17 protein-coding genes are annotated in these 16543 nt (G+C 39.0%); all 17 read right to left on the reverse strand.

Features of this window, described 5'->3' with window-relative positions; genetic code table 11:
* Nucleotides 1-65: 65 nt before the first annotated feature.
* Nucleotides 66-1472 (reverse strand): CDP-glycerol glycerophosphotransferase family protein, encoded by a 1407-nt coding sequence (locus ACQKL5_RS03565; RefSeq protein WP_427606657.1) that lies wholly within the window; start codon nucleotides 1470-1472, stop codon nucleotides 66-68.
* A complete protein-coding gene (locus tag ACQKL5_RS03570) occupies nucleotides 1469-2248 on the reverse strand; it encodes a glycosyltransferase family 2 protein (protein WP_427606658.1) in 780 nt (259 codons plus the stop codon). The genes ACQKL5_RS03565 and ACQKL5_RS03570 overlap by 4 nt, the downstream gene beginning before the upstream one ends.
* 68 nt (nucleotides 2249-2316) lie before the next feature.
* Nucleotides 2317-3366 carry a pseudaminic acid synthase gene (pseI, locus tag ACQKL5_RS03575; RefSeq protein WP_427606659.1) on the reverse strand — a complete coding sequence of 350 codons (1050 nt, stop codon included), beginning with the start codon at nucleotides 3364-3366 and terminating at the stop codon, nucleotides 2317-2319.
* Between the two features lie 4 nt (nucleotides 3367-3370).
* Nucleotides 3371-3913 carry a UDP-4-amino-4,6-dideoxy-N-acetyl-beta-L-altrosamine N-acetyltransferase gene (gene pseH / locus ACQKL5_RS03580; protein WP_427606660.1) on the reverse strand — a complete coding sequence of 181 codons (543 nt, stop codon included), beginning with the start codon at nucleotides 3911-3913 and terminating at the stop codon, nucleotides 3371-3373.
* Between the two features lie 11 nt (nucleotides 3914-3924).
* Complete coding sequence (gene pseG / locus ACQKL5_RS03585) at nucleotides 3925-5016, reverse strand: UDP-2,4-diacetamido-2,4,6-trideoxy-beta-L-altropyranose hydrolase (RefSeq protein WP_427606661.1); 1092 nt, start codon at nucleotides 5014-5016, stop codon at nucleotides 3925-3927.
* A complete protein-coding gene (locus tag ACQKL5_RS03590) occupies nucleotides 5013-5768 on the reverse strand; it encodes a cytidylyltransferase domain-containing protein (RefSeq protein ID WP_427606662.1) in 756 nt (251 codons plus the stop codon). The genes pseG and ACQKL5_RS03590 overlap by 4 nt, the downstream gene beginning before the upstream one ends.
* Before the next feature lie 19 nt (nucleotides 5769-5787).
* Complete coding sequence (pseC, locus tag ACQKL5_RS03595) at nucleotides 5788-6957, reverse strand: UDP-4-amino-4,6-dideoxy-N-acetyl-beta-L-altrosamine transaminase (RefSeq protein WP_427606663.1); 1170 nt, start codon at nucleotides 6955-6957, stop codon at nucleotides 5788-5790.
* A gap of 39 nt (nucleotides 6958-6996) precedes the next feature.
* The gene (gene pseB, locus ACQKL5_RS03600) at nucleotides 6997-7965 is read right to left on the reverse strand and encodes a UDP-N-acetylglucosamine 4,6-dehydratase (inverting) (RefSeq protein WP_427606664.1); all 969 of its coding nucleotides are present in this window, start codon (nucleotides 7963-7965) and stop codon (nucleotides 6997-6999) included.
* Nucleotides 7966-7978: 13 nt separating this feature from the next.
* The gene (locus ACQKL5_RS03605) at nucleotides 7979-8944 is read right to left on the reverse strand and encodes a CgeB family protein (RefSeq protein WP_427606665.1); all 966 of its coding nucleotides are present in this window, start codon (nucleotides 8942-8944) and stop codon (nucleotides 7979-7981) included.
* A 304-nt stretch (nucleotides 8945-9248) separates the two neighbouring features.
* Nucleotides 9249-9407, reverse strand: a complete 159-nt coding sequence (locus ACQKL5_RS03610) for a hypothetical protein (protein ID WP_427606666.1) — start codon at nucleotides 9405-9407, stop codon at nucleotides 9249-9251.
* Between the two features lie 208 nt (nucleotides 9408-9615).
* Nucleotides 9616-10512, reverse strand: coding sequence for a DMT family transporter (locus tag ACQKL5_RS03615; RefSeq protein ID WP_427606667.1), 897 nt, complete (start codon nucleotides 10510-10512; stop codon nucleotides 9616-9618).
* A 48-nt stretch (nucleotides 10513-10560) separates the two neighbouring features.
* Complete coding sequence (locus tag ACQKL5_RS03620) at nucleotides 10561-11313, reverse strand: IclR family transcriptional regulator (protein WP_427606668.1); 753 nt, start codon at nucleotides 11311-11313, stop codon at nucleotides 10561-10563.
* Between the two features lie 161 nt (nucleotides 11314-11474).
* Entirely contained in the window at nucleotides 11475-12464 is a 990-nt protein-coding gene (locus tag ACQKL5_RS03625) for a biotin-dependent carboxyltransferase family protein (RefSeq protein ID WP_427606669.1), read from the reverse strand.
* The gene (gene pxpB / locus ACQKL5_RS03630; RefSeq protein WP_427606670.1) at nucleotides 12461-13228 is read right to left on the reverse strand and encodes a 5-oxoprolinase subunit PxpB; all 768 of its coding nucleotides are present in this window, start codon (nucleotides 13226-13228) and stop codon (nucleotides 12461-12463) included. The genes ACQKL5_RS03625 and pxpB overlap by 4 nt, the downstream gene beginning before the upstream one ends.
* A 13-nt stretch (nucleotides 13229-13241) precedes the next feature.
* A complete protein-coding gene (locus ACQKL5_RS03635) occupies nucleotides 13242-14033 on the reverse strand; it encodes a putative hydro-lyase (RefSeq protein ID WP_427606671.1) in 792 nt (263 codons plus the stop codon).
* A gap of 52 nt (nucleotides 14034-14085) precedes the next feature.
* Nucleotides 14086-15225, reverse strand: coding sequence for an NRAMP family divalent metal transporter (locus tag ACQKL5_RS03640; protein ID WP_427606977.1), 1140 nt, complete (start codon nucleotides 15223-15225; stop codon nucleotides 14086-14088).
* Nucleotides 15226-15337: 112 nt separating this feature from the next.
* The gene (locus ACQKL5_RS03645) at nucleotides 15338-16096 is read right to left on the reverse strand and encodes a LamB/YcsF family protein (protein WP_427606672.1); all 759 of its coding nucleotides are present in this window, start codon (nucleotides 16094-16096) and stop codon (nucleotides 15338-15340) included.
* Nucleotides 16097-16543 lie beyond the last annotated feature (447 nt).

Here is a 16543-nt window from a genome sequence, read left to right on the forward strand (position 1 = left end):
CTAAAAATAAAGAAAACCACGTTCAAGTTGCTAACGTGGTTTTCTTTTTGCATTGGCTCTTTCATTTAACCTTCCTTATTAATTAAATCGACTAATTTTTGACCAGAACGTCCATCGTTATAAGAGTTAGATACGTATTGATTTCGTATAGAATGGTAAATAGCTCTATGTTCACTAGCATGATAATAGTTCTTTATTACTTCAGTAAGCTTACTAGGATCTTCTTGTATATAATCACCTAAGATATCGAAATAATCATAGGGACGATTACTATTTAAGAAATTAAATATAAACACAGGTTTATTAAATAATATACTTTCTAAAGCGACTGTAGAAAGAGAGGAAACCACCCCATCGCTATGAGATAGTAATTCGTACAAATGATTATCTCTAGATGTATATACTTGGAGGTATTCATATTTCTCTTCTAGCTCTAAATACATTCCGTATTTCTTTTTCCCCATTTCCCACGGATGCGGCTTTATAATAATTTGAAAATTGGACTCATTCAAAATATTCTCCATTAAAGCTTCGAACCTGACAACATCCAGTTGCGGACCAGTAATCACCAATAAGGTTTTCTTTTTAGGATCAAGTCCATATTTTTTTATGAAATCCACTTTATCCGTTGCAGTATCAAGAAAAATATCGTCAAATTTAGGGTGCCCTATTTCAGCCACACATTCCATGGAAACGCCTCTTTTAGCATACCACTCTTTCTCGTAATCGCCGTACACTCCTACAACGGTGGTGAAAACCGGCATAAATGCTTCTTCCCCCATTAAAATCCCGTGCTGCAAACAAATGCTCCTGATACCTTTTGATAATCCCACAATTGAAAGAGCTCTGCTTTGCATATCTTCAGTCGTTCCCACAACGATAGTGGAAATCTCTTGTTTATCAAAAAGGTTGAAAATCATACTAAGGGTTTTTACGATTGGGGGAATCCGCTTAATAAAGGTTTCTTGAAAGTATACATTTCCAAAAGCGGGATGTGTGCTGAATGATTCAAATAAATCAGTTGCCTCTTTTACAAGTTCCTCCGAACCCTCATCATTTACCTCTGCATATTTCCCCAAACTTTCGCATGGAATCCCATAGATGTGAGACCCTTTTGACCTGGAGAGAATAAGCGATCGCTCAGAGTCAAACTTATTCATATAGGTTTTCTCAGGAATACGCGTGTAATCCGCATTGATTAAGACTTTACCATCCTTAGGCTTAACCATCAATGGAGCCCTGATTTTTTCTAACCACTTTTCAAAATAAGGTTGAATCATCTCCTGGTCTAATCTTGGAGCGTTTATATTCAAATGAAAGTTTTCATCCTCCATTTTCGCTTTAAGTTCAGCATCTATTTGTTGATAAAAGTTAGTTAACAATACAATCGGGATTTCTCTGAATTTCAAGTGACTGAATGTATCTACAAACTCCTTATACAGTGTCCAATAGTTTGATAGATAGATACTCATCCCCTCTCGCTCCGTCTGCGGGCCCTTATGGATTCTCTAAGTTCTTTACAGGTTCTTTGAGTGGGTAACATTTGGGAAAAATCATTAGGGTTTTCATTGAATAACTGGGCATGGATGGATTTAGGGGTGATATAGTTAAAATCTAGGATCTCATTGATGGGGAAAAATGGCCAGAAATGATTGAGTCTCCAAAAGAACCTAGCATCACCTGTTCTATAAAATTGTGGATCCTCGTCCCAGTGCGAACCGAACGTTTCTTTGATTTTAGGGAGAATGGACTGCCGGTGCATGATTGAACAATGATCAGTCATGCAAGAAGCAAGCCATGAAATAGATTTAGCGGGTCTGACAATTTGGTTCGTTACTTCCCCTTCTTCATTCAAATGAACGGTTTTGGAAGCTGAGTAGACAATCATAGCTTCAGAATGTTGATCTAAGAACTCAACCATCTTCTCAATTTTTTGATTGTGATATACATTATCATCGGTAGCGTACGTAACATATTCTCCCTGTGACAATTCCAATGCTTGATTGATGAGAACTGCGTATCTAGTCTTCTCTACTCTTTCCTCAAGTGTTTCGATATTACTCTGGAAAAATTTAACTCTTTCATCATCTAAAAATTCATCGATAACACTAAGTGTTTCCTCATTGGAATTATCATCCATTATAAACAATTCGAAATCCTGGAAAGTTTGCTCTAAAATTGAACGAATCGTATTCGCTACGTATTCTTGTTTATTATAGCTCGTTAGAATCACTGTTACTTTTGGCAAATCCCACACCCCTTTTTAAAAATTTCAGCAATAATTTGGTTCCACAAAATCCATTAAACTGGCGAGCCCTATAGGATATCCCAATCAATGGGGGTTCCTGCTTTCAGCTCTTTCACGACTTTTTTCCCTATTAAATTCTCGTAATACTTGGGTGCTAACCCATACCCGGGTCTTATGATTCTTATATTTTCCTTAGTCAATATATCTCCGGCCTTTACATCCTTAACCACATAGATTGACCGTCTAAATTTCATGGACTTTATTTCTGCTTCGGTCGGACCGTAGCTCACCTGACCAAAAGATTGCCATGCTCTTTGCGTCTCCTCAACCAAAGCCTTCATTTCATCCGGTTCCATGGAAAATGCGGCATCTACACCACCATCTGTTCTGGAAATAGTGAAATGCTTTTCGATGACAGTCGCTCCAGTTGCAATGCTTGCGACGGAAACTCCGATACCAAGCGTGTGATCGGATAAACCTACCTGACATCCAAAGAGATCTTTCATGTGTGGAATTGTCGATATATTCGTATTGGAAGGCGTTGCTGGATAAGTACTCGTGCATTTTAATAGTACGAGATCTTTACACCCGGCATCTCTAGCAGCACGGACCATTTCATCTAATTCAGCAAGTGTTGCCATACCAGTAGAAATAATCATAGGCTTACCAGTTGAGGCCACCTTCTTTATAAGGGGAATGTCATTGTTCTCGAATGAGGCTATTTTGTACATGGGTATATTTAAATCTTCAAGGAAGTCAACTGCGGTCACATCAAATGGAGTGCTAAAGGGGATGAGTCCTAACTCTCTGCATCTATCAAAAATTTCCTCATGCCATTCCCATGGAGTATAAGCTTGTTGGTAAAGGTTATACAGGTTATTTTTATGCCATAAACTACTTTTATCTTCAATATTAAAATCTTCATTATCTATATTTAAAGTCATCGTGTCTGCCGTATAAGTCTGGATTTTTAAGGCATGGGCCCCAGCTTTTGCAGCAGCCTCGACGATTTCTAAAGCTTTGTTCAAGGATTGATTATGGTTCCCTGACATCTCCGCTATAATAAAAGGAGGATGCTTCGGTCCAATCATTCTTCCTGCAAGATTGATATCTTTCATATGATCACGCCTCTGCTGTGAAATTCATTTTCAATGTTCCTTTATACTTTTCCCAATCTTCACGTATGATGGAAAAACTATTTACATCGATAGACTGACCTTCTCTTATAAAAGTGTCCTCTAAACGATTGTCATGCTTAAATCCTAATTTCCGATGAAGCCCTTCACTTTTATTATTATTGGATAAAACTTCAGCAATAATTTTTTTCATACCTAATGTATGAAAAGCATATTCCAATCCCAAATACCCCATTATTGTACCTGCTCCCTTAGGAGCATGGATTTCCCCAATATAAAAACCCCAGACACACGTTAGCATTTGCTGGCTACACTTTTTGAAAGAGACAAGACCTAAGGGTTTTTCTTGATAAATGAAGAGACGATAATACTCCATTTGTTCCTTCAGTATATCTTCAAACCATCGACAATGATCGTCGTGGGGGATACGTTGATGATTATACATATTCATACGAATATGCTCCATATTTCTCCATCTATAAATTTGTTCTCTGTCTTCCTTTGATAAAGCGATTAATTGATAGTCCATCTTATTCATCCCTAGTTCACTATTTCTTCTATCATCATTTGATGACTCACATGAAGATTTTTCATAAAATGATAGGACAAGAGTGACATCACATGTCGGTTCACTTCATTTTTTATCATATCGTTCAATTGATTGGCTACAAAACTCTCCTCAACCTTTTCCTTATTTCCTAAATATTTGATGATTTTCTTTTTATCTAGGGCTTTGCAAATCTCCACCTGATTTTCAGCAACGCTCCATACCATAGAAGGTAAACCCAGGTAACACCGTTCCCATGTAGTCGAACCACCTGCCCCGATGGAAAGGTCAGCTTGACACATGAATTCGGCGATATTAGAAACCTGACAATGAAGATGTACATTATCATAGCGTTGGTATATCGTTTCAAGCTCTTTTATATGGGGATTGGCCTTGCCCACAACCACATCCACTTGGATATCACCCCGTTCTAGCTTCAAAAAAGAATCGATGGCTCTTCCCGTTTCATTCGTTCGATCAATTCCACCAAAAAAAATCAAGATCCGTTTTACAGTCCCATTTCGCACTATTTGCTTCTTCCATTGTTCGTGAAATTCTTCTCTCAATAAAGCGTACCCCGGTCCTAAAAACAATTTACAATGGCTGGGTACTAGAGAGTGATAACGACTTTGATAGTCATCATAAAAATTTTGATCAAGTAATAGATCACAATCATGCTTACGGTCCGCTAAATCATCGATGACCATGATTTTCTTTGAAATGCCTTTAAATTTCCTTTCCCATTTCTCATCAATCGCATAATGATCGATAATTAACAAGTCCACAGTTTCCTGCTTTAGAATTTCCATGGTGTGTTCAGCATCCACCTGTAATGGTACGCCTAGCCAGTTCAAATATGGCGAGAGATTCGGGGTGTTTGCATTCAAAGCTCTGCAAGACGGAAGTCGGAAAACTTCAAATCCATTTTCTTCGATAAGATTACACAAATTACCGGGATGTTCCCTGCAAATGAAACGGACGGTGAGCCCCTGTTTGTTTAAGCAACCTGCAAGCGTCAGACATCTCATTACGTGACCTGTTCCAATATCTAAGGAAGCATCGACACGGATATATGCATTCATCATTCACGATCTGATTCTTTCATAGTGAATACTTTCTTTTGTTCAATATGGGCATTGATGGAGGCCCACTCTGGATTATCCTGTAGCAGATTGGTAACATCCTCGAGGGTAAAGTCATCATTTTCATACAGATGGTCAAGCAACCAGGTAATCAGCTTCAGGTCATCTTCTGTATCAACCGTTAATCGTAAGGAACTAAAATCGATATCATTTAAAAAGGGAGCTAGTCTAAATTTTTCAGGATGGTGATAGATATAAGGGGTTACATGCTCTCGGTAAGTGGCTTCTTTAGCTTCCTTGAATGCTTGCTCTAGCGCCTTCATGGAGAAAACCTCCACATCGAAACCTCGAGGGTATGTTCTTTCAAGAGTATTTGAAACATAATCATATTTTCCGACCCCTGCAAGAAATTCTTCTAGAGCTTGGTCAATCGTATGAGGATCGATTAATGGACAATCAGCGGTAAGTCTTACCACAATGTCAGTCTGATGCTCAGTAGCTGCATCAAAAAACCTTGTCAATACATCATCTTCCGGTCCACGAAAGATTGCGACCGAAAGTCTTTCACATAGATCTACAATGGGCTGTTCCGTTTCCTTGGTAGTAGTGGCCACCACAATTTTATTAATGAATCTTGCTTTCCCTATCCTCTCCAACTGGTACTGAAGCAAAGGTTTTCCTTGGACTTGCTTCATAACCTTTCCTGGCAATCTCGAAGATCCCATTCTCGCTTGAATTATTGCGACTACTTTCAAACCTTTCACCTTCTAATCTTCATTTAGAATAGCAGTCTAGAACTTTTTTAACAGCTTTGATCACATCAACTACGTCCTTTTCTGTCATTGCCGGAAAAAGAGGCAATGTAATGATTTCTTCATACAGCTTTTCTGCATGCGGACATAGCCCTTTTTTATAACCCAGATCTTGATAATACGGCAATAGATAAACAGGAATATAATGCACATTCACACCGATGTTTTCCTGATGGAGGGCATTATATATTTCTTTTCTGTTTCCCGTTAAATTCTCTAAATGTAGCCGGATTACATACAAATGCCAACTAGAACTACCCTCTTTATTTATATGTGGAATGGTAATATCCTTTATCTCTTTTAGTCCATCGTTGTACATCGAGACATATTTTTTCCGTAGGTTTAAAAATTCATCAACTTTCTTTAATTGGCTCGATCCAAGAGCTGCCTGGATGTCTGTCATCCGATAGTTATAACCTAAAAATTGCATTTCATAGTACCATGGTCCATGATCCTCAACCATTTTATCAGGATCACGTGTTATGCCATGCGAACGGAATTGTAATAGTTTTTCATAATACTCTTTGTCATCCGTTGTAATGATGCCACCTTCACCCGAAGTAATATGTTTAACAGGATGAAAGCTAAACATGGTCATATCACTTTTTGAACCTATCTTTTTCTGCTTATACGTTGCTCCGAGTGCATGTGCTGCATCTTCAATGACGACCAAATCATGTTTGTTGGCAATCTTATATATTTCATCCAAGGGTGCAGGGTTCCCCGTAAAGTGTACAGGAATAATTGCTTTAGTTTTTTCAGTGATTTTCTTCTCGATTTCTTTCGGGTCTATATTTAATGTTCTTTCATCAATATCAGCGAAAACGGGTAACCCACCTTGGTATAAGATACAATTCGAACTGGCTGCAAATGTTAGCGGTGTAGTGATGACTTCATCCCCTTCCCCGATACCAGCTGCAAAACAGGCACCATGTAATGCAGCAGTTCCATTAGAGAACGCTACAGCATACTTTGCTCCAACATAATTTGCTAACTCCTGTTCAAAAGTAGAAATGAAAGGACCTGTCGTCAAGTAATCTCCTCTTAAAACCCGTATGACTGAATTGATATCTTCCTCATCAATCCATTGCCGACCATAAGGCAGAAACGTTTCTCTTATTGGTCTATCCATCCATTTATCCTCCTCCTTCCACTAGCTGGTTAACAGCCTTTACTCTTGCACTAACTTCTTCAACTCTTCAACAGATAACCAATGGTCATTTGTATTGCTTATATAACTAAATCCCTCTAAAACCGGTTTTCCACCTTTCAATGATTCTGAATCCCACCATGGAAACTCAGGTTGAATGATGTAAAACGTATCGAATTCCAATGTACGACGTGCATCATCTTCAGTGATCATAGCTTCATGTAATTTTTCACCAGGACGTATTCCTTTGAATTCCACTTTACATTCTGGGGCAATCGCTTTTGCTAAATCCGTCACTTTCATACTTGGTATCTTTGGAACAAAAATTTCTCCGCCTTTCATTCTTTTGAGGTTATCAAGAACAAACTGCACACCTTGCTCCAAGGTAATCCAAAATCGAGTCATTCGCTCATCAGTTATCGGCAGTTTTCCTGTCGACCTGATTTTTTTGAAAAATGGAACGACGCTTCCCCGACTTCCAACGACATTCCCATAACGAACCACGCTAAACCGGGTCTCCTTATTTCCTGCATATGAATTTGCGGCCACAAACAATTTATCTGAGGCCAATTTTGTTGCTCCATAGAGGTTGACGGGGCTAGCTGCTTTATCGGTACTTAAAGCCACCACCCTTTCCACTCCTCTGTCAATCGCAGTCTCGATAATATTTTGGGCTCCATGGATATTTGTCTTAATGGCTTCAAAAGGATTATATTCACAAATGCCCACATGTTTTAAAGCGGCAGCATGGATGACAACATCCACACCTTCAAATGCCCGAAATAACCGCTCTTTATCCCTTACATCGCCTATAAAAAAACGGATTCTTGGATCTGTATATTCCTGAGCCATTTCATATTGTTTTAATTCATCCCTACTGAATATAATCACTTTCTTAACATCCATTTCTAGCACCTTACGAACGAACTTTTTCCCAAATGAACCGGTTCCACCAGTTACCAAGATTGTCTTATTTTTTAAAGAAAACATTCAATTCCGCCCTTTAATTTAAAATTAGTTGCTTAAGGATGTACTGAACTCTATGAGGAAAAGTATGACAATTCAGCACTCTATCATAAGCTTTTTCGCTATATTGACTTCTTTCACTTTCCTTATCGATATAATAATTGATCAGATCCAAGCAATCAGTATGATCTCTATATGAAACAATTTCATCAGGATGAAAATGTTTCTTTATATCGGTTTGATTAGAAATTAGTTGGAAGCTACCACTAGCTGCGATATCAAAAGTTTTATTATTTATGCTTTTATTAATAATTCCTATAGAATTACTGTTTTTTTCAAAATCGAAAGCTCGATGAGGATTCAAGATGATTTTTGAAGTGGTAAAAAGATTCCTTACAGTTTCTGGAGCCACCCACCTATTGATGATGTCTACCCTTTCTTTCGGCTGGTTGGCCATGTGTTTTTTCCATCGGGGTCCCACAAGGATCAATCTATATGGGGTTTTATTCAGGATATCATTTGCTAATTCAACCCTATCTGGATACGGATAGCCAACGATGCAAACGTCATATGAATACTGGACTGTATTGTTAGAAGGCCTATACAGGAATGGGTCTGTTCCTAATGGGAGAAAGAAAATTTTTTTGTCGGGGAACTTCTTCCTGTAATGCTCGAATGCTCCTACATCTACAGTAAACACATAATGATAATCCTTAACCATTTCTATCGTCTTATCCATATAGAAAGGATCTTCTGTAAGCCATATACAAAGAATCAAGCCGCTTTTTTTGAGGCATTCCATCAAGGTCCCATTCACCATGAAACCAACAAGCGTAATGATGAAATCGGGATGAAACTCTCTGATTGCACCCATTATTTCTTGTTCACAAGCTGGTTTTATTGTTCGAATGTAATGCCCGGAACTCCTCAATGCTTTCTCTATGGCTTGTTCAAAATGTGGGTAAATTCCTTTATAGCCGGAAGAAATCATTAGGATTTTCATGGTATAGGATACTCCTTTAATTACTTCACCTAAAAGTATTTGTAAGAACCTTTTGCCATCAAGAAAACTACTTCACTCAAGACAAAGTTGAAGCTTTACTTCCTTTTAAGGATTTCTAAACCATTTTTTCAGTTCTTTGTAATGTATTCATCATAGAAAGCTCATGTGTGGACAGATATAAAAGAAATCTAAAATAGACATGCTGTGATGAATCTCATTTTGCATTTGAAAGAAATATTTCACCCCTCCCTGCTTACGAAAAAAGCGCAACCATCTTTAGAAGTGGTTGCGCTTTTCTTAAATTCTATCGAGCTACTTGAACCCATATAATAGGCTGCTCAGTATACAATCGCATCACTTCAGCCATATTATGAATTTCCTTGATGCTCTTTCCCCTGACCAGATTTCCATACTGACTTTCAGCTGTTTCATCATAATCCTGAGACCCTTCATCGATATTCATGTGCACAAGGTGAGAGTTTCTTCCATACGCATCATGTCGACATCATCGTATAGATGTGGATGCTAGCAGATTAATCGTTGCAAAAGAAATTTGCCGACTATTAAAGTAAACCATGCATTGACAGCAAGGATCCACCTGTTATATACGGTAGCTGCATCCTTTTGTACTTCTGCAATTTTGATTTATTTTCCCTTTATGAGCTCATATTTTATGCGACGTTTTTCTTTGCTTTTGTTGAACTTTGCCGATTAATTAAATAAATGCTAAGTAAGATCAGGACCATGCCTTCAAGGAGGGAAGCAGTGAATGGCTCACCCAAGAATAGGGTTCCTATCCCTACCGCTATTAATGGGACAAGAAAGGTAAAGGATCCCACTTTACTTGCTTCCCCGGAACTCATTAGTTTAAAATATACCGCGGTCGCTAACGCCATACTGAAGATCGAACCAAATATTAAACAGAATATGTAAGGCCTATTCCACACGATATTTGACACATTTTCTACCGCCAGGCCACTTCCAGTTAAAAATGAACCACCCATGATACTTTGCATTGCAACCAGCCACAATCCATGCACTTGCGTACTTGTCTTCTTAACATAAACGACACCGAATGCCCAACCAATTGCCGTGATAAGTGCTAATAGAATGCCAATATATGAAATATTACCATTCATTCCATCCAAACAAACTAGCACAACTCCAAGAAACCCAATCATTAACCCAACAATTTTAATAGCAGATAATGTTTCCTTCAACCACATCCATGCTATTAGAACGACTAAAACGGGTTGAAGATACACGATTACAGAAAATAATCCTGAGGGTAAATATTGGAGACCAATTGTTTGGACACCATTGAAGATGATGGTGTTGAAGAATGCAACGATTACATAGATGTACCAATTTCTTTTCCACTGTATTTTCTTCCATTGGGGAAGTAGCGTGAAGGCTAAGAGCAGACCGCCTAACAATGTTCGCATTCCAGCATAAAGCAGTGGTGGCGAATAGATGAGTGCCACTTTATAAATAGGCCAACATAAACCCCAAATCATCACAACGAAAGCGATACTGATTGCCGTTACTGGTCGAGACAGTGTATTCATTCTCTACCCCCTAAAGGTGAATATTTCCTGATAAATGCCTTTAATCTGTTAAGATTTAAATCCCATTTTATAAGAAATCCGTTTAGCTGCATTCATTACTTTCTCAATTAATTCCGGTAAGCGGTCTTCTTTAAAGCGCGCTTCGATTCCTGCTACGCTTATACCGGCAACAATTTGACCTTTACCATTTAATATGGGTGCACTGACGGATTTTGTGTAATTTTCAAGTTCTGATGACGTGATGGTATATCCCTTTTTCTTCGACTCTTCCAAAACCTGCCGAAGAATTGTTTTATCGCTGATTGTTCCTATGGCGATTGACTTTAATTCCACTTTTTCTATGTATGCTTCCTGCTCTTCTTCAGGTAAATGGGCAAGAATGATACGAGAATCACCTGCATAAAGGGGGGAGCGCCGGCCAATCGAGGTATAGAGACGTACAGGCTGCATCGTATCTACTTTCTCTATATACATTGCTTCATCGGCATCCCTTATAATTAAGTTCACAGCCTCTTCTACTTCATCTCGAAGCTCTTTCATCACGGGATATGCAATTGTCCTAATATCTAAGCGTTCACTAACTAATTGTCCAAACTGTAAGAAAATAAGCCCCAGTGAATAATTTCCATCCCCATCTTTTGTTAAGAACCCCATTTCCTCTAACGATACAACCATTCGATGTAGGGACGTTTTGGGAAGGTCGGAATAAATCATCATTTCATTAAATGATAGTTTAGGATGATTTAAGAAAAGGGTAAGAATTTGCATCGATTTTACTACCGTTTTATTATGCGCTTGCATGCAATATCTCCTTTCTTTACGTTCACTTTTACCATCATTTTATTATAAATCATGGAAATAATTAAGTAGAGCCTCATTCGCCATTATCTATGAAAGAATAAAAAAAGAAAGTGCTCTCAGAGTAAGAGATACTTTCCTATAACGCAGTTTTAATGTAGATATTATTGATGTATTTCTTTCAAGGCTAATGAAATTGAGGTCTTCAGATCTTTTAGCATTTGTTCTTTTTGAAGATAAAGTTGCTCGGCTTCTCTTAAAGTCACTCTGGAAAACTGGATGGATTCTCCTGGTTTAACTTGGGCAATAAATGGTATATCAGCCGTAATTACTTGAGCAATTTTAGGGTATCCTCCCGTTGTTTGGCTATCCGCAAGTAAAATGATAGGATTCCCGTCTGGTGGAACTTGAATCGAACCATTTGTTACAGCCTCTGACAGTAAATCCCGCTTCTCTTTAAATTCCATTGAAGGACCTGATACTCGATAGCCCATCCTGTCAGACTGGTTGGATACTTTATAAGATTCGTTTTCAAAATCATCTTTACTGGAATCCGTAAAAAATTCATACTGGCTTCCTTGTATAAATCGGATAACAGGTTTGCTTTCGGGCATGAAATCTTTCCCGTTAACAAACCATTTGACTGTAGAGAAATCATTGAACGCGCGCTTCTCTTCACTAGGAAGCTCTTCATTAATCTCTATCTCATCACCTGCTTGTAGCGCACGCCCCTTATATCCGCCCAGTCCACCTTTTAAATAGGTGCTTTTACTATTCATAACAGAAGGAATGTTGAACCCCCCTGCTACAGACAAATAAGTCCGACATCCTGATCTACACCCTCCGAACGCAAGAATCGCATCCTTTTTCAAAAAGATAGGTCTCCACATCGGAACAACTCGTCCATTGACGGTAGGTGTCAAGTCCCCACCCGTTATCGCGATTAAACAATCTTTTTCCACTTTAAGAGTGGGACCCATTAAGGTAATTTCTAGAGCGCCCTCTCCTTCTTTATTGCCAACCAATATATTGGCAATGCGAAGGGAAAAGGGATCCATGGCTCCGCTTACTATGACTCCGTGCTGCTGATACCCTTTTCTTCCAAGGTCTTGAATACTGGTTAATAATCCTGGCTTGATTACACTCACGCTCATTTTAACTCCTCCTTAAGAGTCATTTCTTTATACTCTATAGAAGTAATCGGGGTGAATTTCACTTTGTCACCTGCTTGTAATAAGGTCGGTGGGGATTCATTCGGTAAAAATAGCTTGGATGGTGTTTGACCAATCAGTTGCCAACCTCCAGGTGTTGAAATGGGATATACGCCTGTTTGCATGCCTGCAATTCCAACGGCTCCCTTAGGTATGCTCATCCTGGGTGAAGGCCTCCTAGGTGTCGCAATTTTTTCAGAAAGTCCTCCCAAGAATGGAAAACCTGGTGCAAACCCAATCATATAGGCTAAATACTCTCCATTAGAATGGATATGAATGACTTCCTCAGTGGTTAAATGATTGTAACGAGCTACATGTTCAAGGTCCGGCCCAAATTCTCCCCCATAACATACCGGTATAGTGACCGTTCGTTGGGGCAGGGCTTTGTCTTTCTTCATCCGCTGTAGTTTCCTTTCGATGATTGACCGAACCACTTCATAAGGTGAAATATATTCTTCTTTACTCTTTAGCTTTTGTTCTTTATAGATCATTAGCGAATCATAATAGACCGTCAAGTTTGTAAAAGCCGGTACACATTCTATGAAGCCTATAAATGGTTCTTCTTCGAGCATGTTCATGAATACTTTTATTTTTTTGTGAATGTCAACATTCATTTCTTTTCCCAATGTAATCACGATTGCGGAATCGCCTAATGGAGAAAGTACACCTTTTGTATGATCTGAAAGCTTTTCCGGCATTGAACTCATCTCTTTTCATTTATTATAAGACACCCAATTTTTCGTCACGAATATCCGTTATGAACATATGTCCTGGTGCATGCGTAATCATGATCGCTGGTTTTGTTTCCATGGCGATGGATTGAGGTGTCACTCCGCATGCCCAGAATACTGGAACTTCACCTTCGTGAATGGTCACGGCATCCCCAAAGTCAGGTAGATCAATGGAAGAAATGCCAAGGGACTCCGGACTTCCGATATGGATAGGTCCGCCATGAACAGCGGGGAAACGTGATGTAACTTGTGCAGCCCGAACGACTTCTTTTTGCGGGATAGGACGCATGCTTGCTACCATGTTCCCGTGAAATATACCTGCATCTATACAAGGTATATTGGTTTTATACATAGGAACATTACATTCTTCTTCGATATGGCGAATGGGGATATCATTTTTCAGTAACGCATGTTCGAATGTGAAGCTGCAACCGATTAAGAACCCCACCATATCGTCTTCCCAATATTCAGTTATATCCGTCACTTCTTCTACCAGTTCTCCATATTTGTAGATTCGATATTTCGGAATATCTGTCCGGATATCGCTTGCTTCGGCCGCGAACTCAGGAATGGGTGAACCTACTTCTGTCACATCCAGTAATGGACAAGATTTAGGATTACGCTGACAAAATAATAAAAAATCAAATGCGTGTTCTTTTTTTAAGATGGCTAAATTTGCTTGAGCATAACCATTAGCCATCCCAGCAGTAGGTTTAATCCATTCATTCTTACGAATCATTGAGCGCAATTCAGCAGGGGTTGCTTGTGAAAGATCTATCATATATTAGACATCTCCTATAAATAACATTGGCTTTTTCTCATAACCAGTTTGATTAAAATAAGGATGGTAGTTGAGTAATTAATGTATAACCGCCCATTAATGCCATAACCACTACAACGAATACACCCGAGATTGTTAACCATAATGGATGTTTATAATCACCTACAATATTCTTTCTATAAGCAGCGATTAATAGTGTTCCAAGTGCAATCGGTAAAATAAGGCCGTTAATTGCCCCTACCACAAGGAGTACTTTAACCGGTTTACCAATTAATACAAAGCAGATAGTAGAAAGTACAATAAAACCAATAATGATCCAATTAGCTTTATTCTCTATCTTTTCGCTGAATGTTCTGATAAATGAAACGGAAGTATAGGCAGCACCTACTACTGATGTTATGGCTGCACCCCACATAACGATACCAAAGATTTTATAGCCAGCATTTCCGGCAGCCAGTTGGAATACGGAAGCCGCAGGGTTTTCTGAATCAATTTGTAACCCTTTGGAAACGACACCCAGAACAGCTAAAAATAAAGCAATTCGCATAACGGTTGTTATTAAGATACCTACTACCGAACTTTTTGTAACTTCTGGAAGGGCTCCAACACCTTTAACTCCCGCATCCAATAGACGATGTCCACCAGCAAAGGTAATATAACCACCTACAGATCCCCCAACTAACGTAACGATTGCAATAATATCGATTTTATCGGGTACAAATGTCTTCATTACTGCTTCCCCTACTGGTGGAGAAGTTGTCCATGCAACGTAAACCATCAAGCAGATCATTACAAAACCAGCGATTTGAGTAAATCGGTCCATCGCTTTTCCTGCTTCTTTCACAACAAAAATTAAAATGGCAATGACTGCACTAATGGCCGCTCCAGTTGTCGGAGATATGCCTGTCATTGCATTCAATCCAAGACCCGCTCCTGCTATGTTGCCTATATTGAAGGCAAGACCTCCCATTACGATGAGGGCCGCCAGGACGTAGCCTAGTCCAGGAAGAACCATGTTGGCAATTTCCTGACCCCTCTTTTCGGATACAGCGATAATGCGCCACACATTGGTCTGAGCAAAGATATCAAGAATAACCGAAATAAGAATGACAAAACCAAAACTTGCTGCCAGGCTTTGGGTATAAACGGTTGTTTGCATTAAAAATCCTGGTCCAATAGCGGATGTTGCCATGAGGAATGCCGCACCTAATAATAAAGTCTTATTGGTTTTTGGCTTATTCGGAATAGTATGTACCGGTTTACTTTTGATTGGCTCCAATCGATTCACCTCCTAGTGTCTATTATTACGTAAACGAACGAATGATGATTTCAGATAATCGCAAGGATTTATTCACATGACTCGCAAAGCTTAATGCATGAGCTCCATCTCCATGAATACAAATGGTATCTGCCATAATCGCTACATCAGTTCCTTGTTGTGACAAGACCTTTCCTTCCTTAACCATCCTAATCACTTGAGCTACAGCTGCTTCATCACTTGCAATTAATGCGTCCTTTTCCATTCGAGACGTCAAGGATCCATCATTTTGATAGGTTCGATCGGCAAACACTTCACTAGCTGTCTGCAACCCAATAGATTGGCCAGCCCGTATCAATTCACTCCCCGACAAGCCAAATAATATAAGCTCGGGGTTAATTTTGTATACGGCCTCCGCAATGGCTTGTGATAACCCTCTGTTTTGGGCGGCCATATTGTAGAGTGCTCCGTGAGGTTTAACATGCTGCATCCGGCCTCCTTCTGCTTGCAGGAAGCCATTCAATGCACCAATCTGATACACCACGATATCATAAGCTTCCTGAGGGGAAATCTTAATATTCCTCCGCCCAAAACCCATTAAATCTTGCAAACCCGGGTGAGCCCCGATCTTCACACCTTTCTCTAAAGCTAGTTGAACTGTTTTCCTCATAACTGATGGGTCCCCCGCGTGAAACCCGCAGGCAACATTTACAGAAGTGACGTAATCTAAAATCTCTTCATCATTTCCTATCTGATAAGCTCCAAAACTTTCTCCTAAATCACAATTCAAATCAACTGTATGCATGGTTTACTTCTCCTTTTTATCGAAAACTCTAATAACTTTTCTCAAAAATTGATAGTTTGTCATCTAATAAATCTATACCGAAATTCGGAATTTTCGTTTCACATTTCGGAATTTTCTAAATTATATCATTTGTTTTTCAATTGCACAATGTACCATTGTGATGAAACCTCACATGAAGTATGGTTCAGCAATAATGAGCCGTTGCTTTTATAGGAGATTATTCCTAATTACAAGTGGACGAAAGATCTACAATTTTTTAAACGCTTTTCTTCAGGTAGCTTCATTTACTTGCAACACCACCAATTTTTAAAATTTCATCTATTTCTCAAATGAATCCATAGTACTAACTAAAAATAAAATTTCATATTCAAAAAAAAAGAACGAATATCTAACAAAAGCTCTGGTAAAACATCCCCACAGTTTAAAGGTTTGAGGTTACTCTCTTGA

It is taken from the genome of Peribacillus sp. NPDC097675 (assembly GCF_050277655.1).
In the GTDB taxonomy this organism is placed as follows: Bacteria; Bacillota; Bacilli; order Bacillales; family DSM-1321; genus Peribacillus.